Origin of the sequence: Aphanothece microscopica RSMan92, from assembly GCF_046613545.2 — a bacterium.
Classification (GTDB): Bacteria; Cyanobacteriota; Cyanobacteriia; order PCC-6307; family Cyanobiaceae; genus NIES-981.
This window is the reverse complement of the sequence record NZ_JBKKKY020000258.1, coordinates 1-796: the sequence shown is the minus strand read 5'-3', so window position 1 is coordinate 796 and position 796 is coordinate 1. Positions and strand designations below refer to the sequence as shown.

The 796-nt window shown below is 64.6% G+C and carries 2 protein-coding genes; both read right to left on the bottom strand.

What is annotated here, in order from left to right; genetic code table 11:
• Nucleotides 1-368 (bottom strand): hypothetical protein (locus ACLD7X_RS17355; RefSeq protein ID WP_411424939.1); only part of this gene is annotated, 368 nt, incomplete at its 3' end.
• Nucleotides 369-625: 257 nt separating this feature from the next.
• A partial coding sequence (locus ACLD7X_RS17350) for an alpha-carboxysome scaffolding protein CsoS2 (RefSeq protein WP_411424940.1) occupies nt 626-796 on the bottom strand: 171 nt, incomplete at its 5' end.

Genomic DNA, 796 nt, shown 5'->3' with positions numbered 1-796 from the left:
GCGATCGGGCGCAAGAGCAGGAAATCCCCGTCCGGCCAGTAGAGGTAAGCTGCCGAAACGCCGGGGGTCGCGCGCAGGATCGCGGCCAGCGTCGGAACCTGCGCCGCACGGTCCGCAGGGCTCGGGGCCGCGGCAGCCGGATGGGCGGCCAGCGCTTCGGCCCCTGCGCGGGCTGTGCTGCGCAGCCGGTCCATCTCGGCGATGGCCAGCTGGGAACGCCCGGAGAGGGATTGTGTCGCCAGATCCTGCGCCAGGATCTGCCCCGCGCGCGCCGAGATCAGCCAGAGCGCCAGCGCCAGTGCCGCAAGGCATGCACCCCCGCCCAGTAGAACAAGATATCGGAACGATAAGATCCTTGCCGCTGGCATCCCAGGCGTCCAATCGGTCTGGCGAACATGTGACGGACCGCATCCATCGGATGCAAAAGCCCTAAATCAACTGGTCGACTGGTCAAATCCGCTGGTTCGAGGGTCGTCGAACACTGTGTGGCAAGTCAATCGCATTTTCGACATGACAGAAATATCTTTGTCAGTCTGATAGGCGGGACCTCAGCGCGGAGCGGGCATTTCCAGGCTTCGGGCGCTGTTTGCCCCCCCTTTGGCCGCAGGCCAGGGGGGGCAGCCAATCAATCGTGCCAGCGTCCAAGGTGCCAAAGGCCGTCAAACACCTCTTCAGCCAGTTCGATGGCCAGGATCAGTGACATCACCAACCGGGCCCAGGTGGTGATGCTGAAGCCCACCTTGGGGGCTTCAGGCTGGGGCTTGGTGCCGCAGAAGCCGGCGTACTGCTGTGTTCC